This is a genomic window from Frankia tisae, from assembly GCF_025403405.1.
GTDB lineage: Bacteria > Actinomycetota > Actinomycetes > Frankiales > Frankiaceae > Frankia > Frankia tisai.
The window spans coordinates 1-481 of record NZ_JANEZT010000793.1; the positions used below are offsets into that span (position 1 = coordinate 1).

1 protein-coding gene is annotated in these 481 nt (G+C 74.2%); it reads left to right on the forward strand.

Features of this window, described 5'->3' with window-relative positions; translation table 11 throughout:
• Positions 1-481: amidohydrolase family protein (locus tag NBZ85_RS31720; RefSeq protein ID WP_261563492.1), on the forward strand; the 481-nt coding region annotated here is incomplete at both ends.

Sequence of the window (481 nt, forward strand, 5' to 3'; positions counted from 1 at the left end):
CGCCCGCACCGTCACCGGACCCGACATCGTCGGCTACTGGGCCGGCGACCTGCCCACCGCCATCGAACTCGGCACCGCCTGGGGCGGCGACGCCTTCGTCGACGGCTCCCTGGGCTCACACACCGCCGCCCTGCACACCCCCTACACCGACCACCCCCACACCCACGGCACCCTGCACCTCGACGCCGACGCCATCCGCGACACCGTCCTCGACGCCACCGCCGCCGGCCTGCAGACCGGCTTCCACGCCATCGGCGACGCCGCCATCACCACCGTGCTCACCGGCCTCGAAGCCGCCGCCACCACAATCGGCCTCGCCCGCATCGCCGCCGGCCGCCACCGCCTCGAACACGCCGAGATGACCACCACCGACCACCTCCCACGCCTGGCCGCCCTCGGCGTCATCGTCAGCACCCAACCCGCCTTCGACGCCCGCTGGGGCGGCGCACACGGTATGTACGCCACCCGACTCGGCCCCACC